This is a genomic window from Blastococcus sp. CCUG 61487, assembly GCF_005222955.1.
Classification (GTDB): domain Bacteria; phylum Actinomycetota; class Actinomycetes; order Mycobacteriales; family Geodermatophilaceae; genus Blastococcus.
Window position 1 is genome coordinate 1 of the sequence record NZ_LWUA01000065.1, and the last position, 5851, is coordinate 5851.

General features: G+C 73.5%; 5 protein-coding genes. 1 reads left to right on the top strand and 4 read right to left on the bottom strand.

The features are described from left to right. The first annotated feature begins 257 nt into the window (after positions 1-257). A complete protein-coding gene (locus A6V29_RS05400) occupies positions 258-1541 on the top strand; it encodes a competence/damage-inducible protein A (protein ID WP_137159357.1) in 1284 nt (427 codons plus the stop codon). Between the two features lie 10 nt (positions 1542-1551). On the opposite strand, the gene A6V29_RS05405 is transcribed toward A6V29_RS05400, so the two are convergent. From A6V29_RS05405 to A6V29_RS05420, 4 genes are all read right to left on the bottom strand, one after another. Further along, positions 1552-2406, bottom strand: a complete 855-nt coding sequence (locus A6V29_RS05405; protein WP_137159358.1) for a class E sortase — start codon at positions 2404-2406, stop codon at positions 1552-1554. Between the two features lie 107 nt (positions 2407-2513). After that, positions 2514-3566: a hypothetical protein gene (locus A6V29_RS05410; protein WP_137159359.1), complete on the bottom strand. Its 1053-nt coding sequence runs from the start codon at positions 3564-3566 to the stop codon at positions 2514-2516. Between the two features lie 136 nt (positions 3567-3702). Further along, the gene (locus A6V29_RS05415; RefSeq protein ID WP_137159360.1) at positions 3703-4779 is read right to left on the bottom strand and encodes a hypothetical protein; all 1077 of its coding nucleotides are present in this window, start codon (positions 4777-4779) and stop codon (positions 3703-3705) included. A gap of 151 nt (positions 4780-4930) precedes the next feature. Next, the coding region (locus A6V29_RS05420) for a hypothetical protein (protein WP_212719016.1) at positions 4931-5851 on the bottom strand (921 nt) is incomplete at its 5' end.

A 5851-nucleotide genomic window follows, 5' to 3' on the forward strand; every position in this document is an offset into this window, starting at 1 on the left:
CACCGGGCCCGTCGAGCGGGCGGGCGGCACGGACGCGGGGGCCGCACCGGGGTGCGGCGGCAGCGGGTGCGCCGCCGCGGCCGGGGCGGCGACGGGGATCTCCTGCGTGGTGGGCTGTGCCGCGGGCGGCTGTGGGGTGGACGGCGAGCTCATCGGTGCTCCTCGCGCATCGGGGGCGGCCTCGCCCAGCACGCTAGGCGACCCCGCGGCCGGGGGCAGGCAGGCGCACCGCACGGCCCGGTCCTAGTGTCGGGCGGATGAGCATCCGCGCGGGCATCGTGGTCACGGGCACCGAGGTCCTCACCGGACGCATCGCCGACGCGAACGGCCCCTGGCTGGCCGAGCAGCTGCGGACGCTCGGCGTGGACGTGGGCCACGTCGTGGTGGTCGGCGACCGGCCCGACGACCTGCTCGCGGCCTTGCGCTTCCTCACCGGCACCGGCGTCCCGCTGGTCATCACCACCGGCGGGCTCGGCCCCACCGCCGACGACCTGACCGCGGAGATCGTGGGCCTGTTCCAGGGGCGCCCCGCCTCGCTGGACCCGGACCTCGAGCAGCGGATCGGTGCCGTCGTCGAGCGGCTCATGGCGCTGCGCGGCTGGCGGGCCGACGCGGAGTCCACCGCGGCCGGGGTGCGCAAGCAGGCGCAGGTGCCGGTGGGGGCGACGGTCCTGGAGCCGGTCGGCACCGCACCCGGCCTCGTCGTCCCGCCCGCGGCGGGCCGGTCCGGGCCGGTCGTCCTGGTGCTGCCCGGGCCGCCCGGCGAGCTCCGCGGCATGTGGCCGGCGGCCGTCGCAGCCGCGCCCGTGGCGGACCTCCTGACCGGCGCCCCCGAGCTGCGCCAGGAGACGGTGCGCCTGTGGGGCACCCTCGAGGCCCAGCTGGCGGCGACGTTGCGGGACCATGACGCCGAGCTGGCCGGGCTGGAAATCACCACCTGCCTGCGCGAGGGCGAGCTCGAGATCGTCACCCGCTTCGAGCCGGACGCCCAGCCTGCCTATGACCGGCTGCTGGCCGCGCTTACCGAGGCGCACGGGGACACCGTGTTCTCGACCGGACCCGATCTCGACGCCGTGGTAGCCGGCGCACTGGTCGAGCGAGGGCTCACCATCGCGACGGCCGAGTCCTGCACCGGGGGGTTGCTCGCCGGCCGGCTGAGCGCGCGCCCGGGCTCGTCGGACTACCTGCTCGGCGGGGTGACGGCGTACGCGAACAGCGCCAAGGAGGCGTTGCTCGGTGTCCCCGCGGACCTGCTGGCTTCCCACGGGGCGGTGAGTGCCGAGGTCGCCCGTGCCCTGGCCGAGGGCGCGCGGGCGCGGTTCGGCGCCGACGTCGGTGTCGGGATCACCGGGGTCGCCGGCCCGGGGGGTGGCACCGAGGAGAAGCCCGTCGGCACCGTGCACCTCTGCGTGGTCGGCCCGGAGGAGCGGCTGGAGCGCGCGCTACGGCTGCGCGGCTCCCGGTCGATGGTGCGGGACCGGTCCGTCACGATGGCGCTGCACCTGGTCCGGCAGCTCCTGCTCGGCGGCCCGCCCGCCTGACCCGGGCGGTTCAGCCGGCCAGGGCCGGCGGACCGCCGGGGTTCTCGGCCTTGCTCAGCGGGGCGCCGTCGAGCCGGGCGTGGATGATCAGCCGCTGCTGCGCCGAGTACTTCGGATGGCACGTGGTCAGCGTCAGGTAGGCACCCGAGGGCTCGCCGCCGCCCGGCGTGGGGGCGATGACGTCGACCTGGCTCGGCCGCACGATCTGCCGCCCGGGGATGCCGCTGGGGTCCGCGCCGAAGTCGCCCGTGGCCGGGTCGCCGAGCACGCGGTACACGAACCAGGAGTCCGCCGTCTCGACGACGACGGGGTCGCCGGGCTGCATCCTGTCCAGGTCCAGGAAGGGCGATCCTCGCCCGACCCGGTGCCCGGCGACGGCGAAGTTGCCCTGCTCCCCGGGCATCGCGGTGTCCAGGTAGTGGCCGGGCCCCTGCTCGAGCTGGACCTCCGACGCCCCCTCGACGATGACGCGCGAGTAGTCGGCCGACAGCCGCGGGATGTGCAGGATGGCGAAGGGGTCACCCACGCCGACGTCGATCGCGGCCGGCGTGTGCGCCGGGGGCGCGGCAGGGGCGCCGACGGTGGGGTCGGGTGCCGGCACCGGGTCGGCGGGTGGCGCGGCGACGGTCGGGGAGTCCGACCACTGCTCCTGGATCTGCTCGGCGAGCTGGTCCTGCGCGCGGGCGGCGAGCAGGTCGGTCACCCAGAGTTGGTAGACGACGAAGAGCAGCGCGACGAGGCCGATGGTGATCAGCGTCTGGCCGAGGCCGCGGGCCACCGTGCGGAGCCGATCGCCGCGGGGGCGCCGCTGCGCCACGTCGTCCCGGGTCTCGCCGGGGCGGTCCTCGAGGTCGACGCCGCTCATCCTCGGATCCTGACTGCTGGAGGGGTGGGAGGGGAAGCACCTGTCACGCGGATGGTGCCCGGCCCGCCGCCGTGGGGAGCCCTACGGCGGCGGGCCGGTGGTTCAGATCAGGCCGTCGTGGAGCTGCTGCGACGGCGGCCGGCGAGGGTCAGCGCGCCACCCGCGCCCAGGGCCAGCAGACCCAGGGCGAGAGGAGCGGACGTCTCGGCGCCGGTGGAGGCGAGCTTGCCCGTGGGCTGCGCTGCCGAGCGGTAGGTCACCGTGGCGACGGTCCGCTTGGTCGGCGCAGGAGCGGCCTTCTTGTGCTCGGGGCAGTCGTCGTCCCGGTGGTACCCCTTCTTGTGGTCGGCGTGCTTGTCGCCGTGGTGCCGGTCGCCCTTGTGGCCGTCGTGACCGTGGCCCTTGTGGCTGACACCGATGTTGCCGCTGTTGTTGATGTCGCCGGTCTCGACCTCGATGTCGACCGCGTTGCCCGTCTGGGCGTTCACCCGGCAGGACAGCGCCAGGCACTTGACGTCGTTGTCACCGCTGTACTGCGAGACGTAGATGTCGGGGCCGGTGTTGACGTTGGTCGACAGCGACGTCAGGTCGACGTCGATGGCGGCGTTGATCGCGAGGGTGTCGTTGGAGGCGTAGGCGCCGCCACCGGAACCCTGCGCGGCGAGGACGGGCAGGCTCGGCAGGCTCGCCGAGGCGTTGTTCGCCGTCGCCTTGGGCGTGACCGTCTGGGTGGCGGTCACGTTGCCGCCACCGCTGGTGGCCGCCTTCACGGCGTCACCGGAGATGTTCCCGGAGCCGTTCACGTCGCCGGTGGAGACGGCGATCGACGCCGCGTTGCCGGTGTTGGTGTTGACGGTGCCGCTGCCGCCGTAGGCCTGGACGTTGTTGCTGCCGCTGTTCTGGTTCACCGAGATGGCGGGCCCGGTGTTCACGTTGGTCGACACCGTGGTGGCGTCCACCTGGGCGGCGATGTTGATGGCCGTGGTGTTGTTGGTGGCGACGGCGCCGCCGCCGCTGCCCAGGCTGAGGTTGTTCGCCTCGGCGGTGGGGGTGACGGTCTGGCTGGCGTCGGTGTCGGCGCTGGCCACCGCCTGGCCGAGGAGGAGGAAGCCTCCGGCCATGCCTGCAACGGCCAGGCCGTTGCGCAGTGTGCGGTTCATCTCGTGTCCTTCGTGGGTGTGTGCGCGGTCCCGGGTCGGGATGTGCCGCGCGGTGGGTGTGCAGTGCTGAGCGGATCGCTCGGGTGGTGCCCGGCCGGCCGCCGTGGGTGGGGTCCGACGGCGGCGGGCCGGTGGATCAGGCCGCCGCGGTGGTGCTGCGACGGCGGCCGGCGAGGGTGAGCGCGCCACCGGCGCCCAGGGCGATCAGGCCCAGGGCGAGGGGAGCGGTCGTCTCGGCGCCGGTGGAGGCGAGCTGGCCGCGGGGCTGAGCGGCCGACTTGGTGGTGGCGGCCCGGTGGGTCACCGGGGCGACGGTGTGCTTCTTCGGCGCGGGGGCGACGGCCTTGTGGTGCTCGGGGCAGTCGTCACCGTGGTGGTGGCCGGCCTTGTGCCCGTCGTGGTGGCCGTGCTTGTAGCCGTCGTCGTAGCCGTGCTTGTAGGCGTGGCCACCGATGTTCCCGCTGTTGTTGACGTCGCCGGTCTCGACCTTGATGTCGACCGTGTTGCCGGTGTTGGCGTCGATGTTGCAGACGGCCGCGACGCAGGTGATGTAGTTGTCACCGCTGGTCTGGTCGACGTTGATGACCGGACCGGTGTTGACGTCGGTCGACACGTCGGTCAGCGCCAGGTCGAGCGCGGCGTTGATCGCCGTGGTGCTGTTGCCGGCCGACGTGCCGCCGGCACCGTTGGGCGCGGTGGCGATCGCCGGGCCGCGCGGGATGAGGCCGCCGAGGTCGAGCGAGGCGTTGTTCGCCGTCGCCGACGGGTTGACGGTCTGGGTCGCGGTGACGTCGCCGCCACCACCGCCCGTGGCCGCCTTCACGGCGTCACCGGAGATGTTCCCGGACTTGTTGACGTCGCCGGTGGAGACGGCGATGTCGGCCGAGTTTCCGGTGCTGGTGCTGACGGAGCTCGCCAGCGCCTTGCTCTCCACGTCGTTGTCGCCGCTGTTCTGGCTCACCGAGATGGCGGGCCCGGTGTTCACGTCGGTCGACACCGAGGTGATGTCGGCCTGGGCGGCGATGTTGACGGCGGTGGTGTCGTTTCCGGTCGCGGCGCCGCCGCCGCTGCCCACGCTGAGGTTGTTCGCCTCGGCGGTGGGGGTGACGGTCTGGCTGGCGTCGGTGTCGGCGCTGGCCACCGCCTGGCCGAGGAGGAGGAAGCCCCCGGCCATGCCTGCAACGGCCAGGCCGTTACGCAGTGTTCGATTCATCGTTGTGTCCTTCGTGGGTGTGCGCGTCCCCTGATCCGGGAACTACGCGCGTTGCGAGTGGATGCAGTGCGGAGCGAGGGCACCGCCGGAGGGCTCCGGTGGTGCCCGGCCCGCCGCCGTGGGTGGGGTCCGACGGCGGCGGGCCGGTGGATCAGGCCGCCGCGGTGGTGCTGCGACGGCGGCCGGCGAGGGTGAGCGCGCCACCGGCGCCCAGGGCGATCAGGCCCAGGGCGAGGGGAGCGGTCGTCTCGGCGCCGGTGGAGGCGAGCTGGCCCTTGGGCTGAGCGGCCGACTTGGTGGTGGCGGCCCGGTGGGTCACCGGGGCGACGGTGTGCTTCTTCGGCGCGGGGGCGACGGCCTTGTGGTGCTCGGGGCAGTCGTCACCGTGGTGGTGACCCGCCTTGTGGCCGTCGTGGTACCCGTGCTTGTAGCCGTCGTCGAAGCCGTGCTTGTAGGCGTGGCCGCCGATGTTGGCGCTGTCGTTGATGTCGCCGGTCTGCACGGTGATGTTCGCCGTGTTGCCGGTGTTGGCGTTGATGTTGCAGACGGCGGCGACGCAGGTGATGTAGTTGTTGCCGCTGGTCTGGTCCACATCGATGTCCGCGCCGGTGTTGGCGTTGGTGGACACGTCCGTGAGGTCGACGTCCACGGCGGCGTTGATGGCCGTCGTGTCGTTGCCGGCTCCGGCCCCACCGCTGCCGGTGTTCTGGGCGCCGAGGAGCCCACCGAGGTCGAGCGAGGCGTTGTTCGCCGTCGCCGACGGGGTGACCGTCTGGGTCGCGGTGACGTCGCCACCGCCACCGCCGGTGGCCGCCTTCACGGCGTCACCGGAGATGTTCCCGGACCCGTTGATGTCTCCGCTGTCGGCGGCGATGTCGGCCGAGTTGCCGGTGCTGCCGCTGACGTTGCACACCGCCGCGAGGCAGCCCACCTCGTTGCTGCCGCTGTCCTGGTCGACGGAGATGTCCGGGCCGGTGTTGGTGTCGGTCGAGACCGAGGTGGCGTCGACCTGGGCGGCGATGTTCGCGGCGAGCGTCTCGTTGTCGGCCGAGGCGCCGCCGCCGCTGCCCAC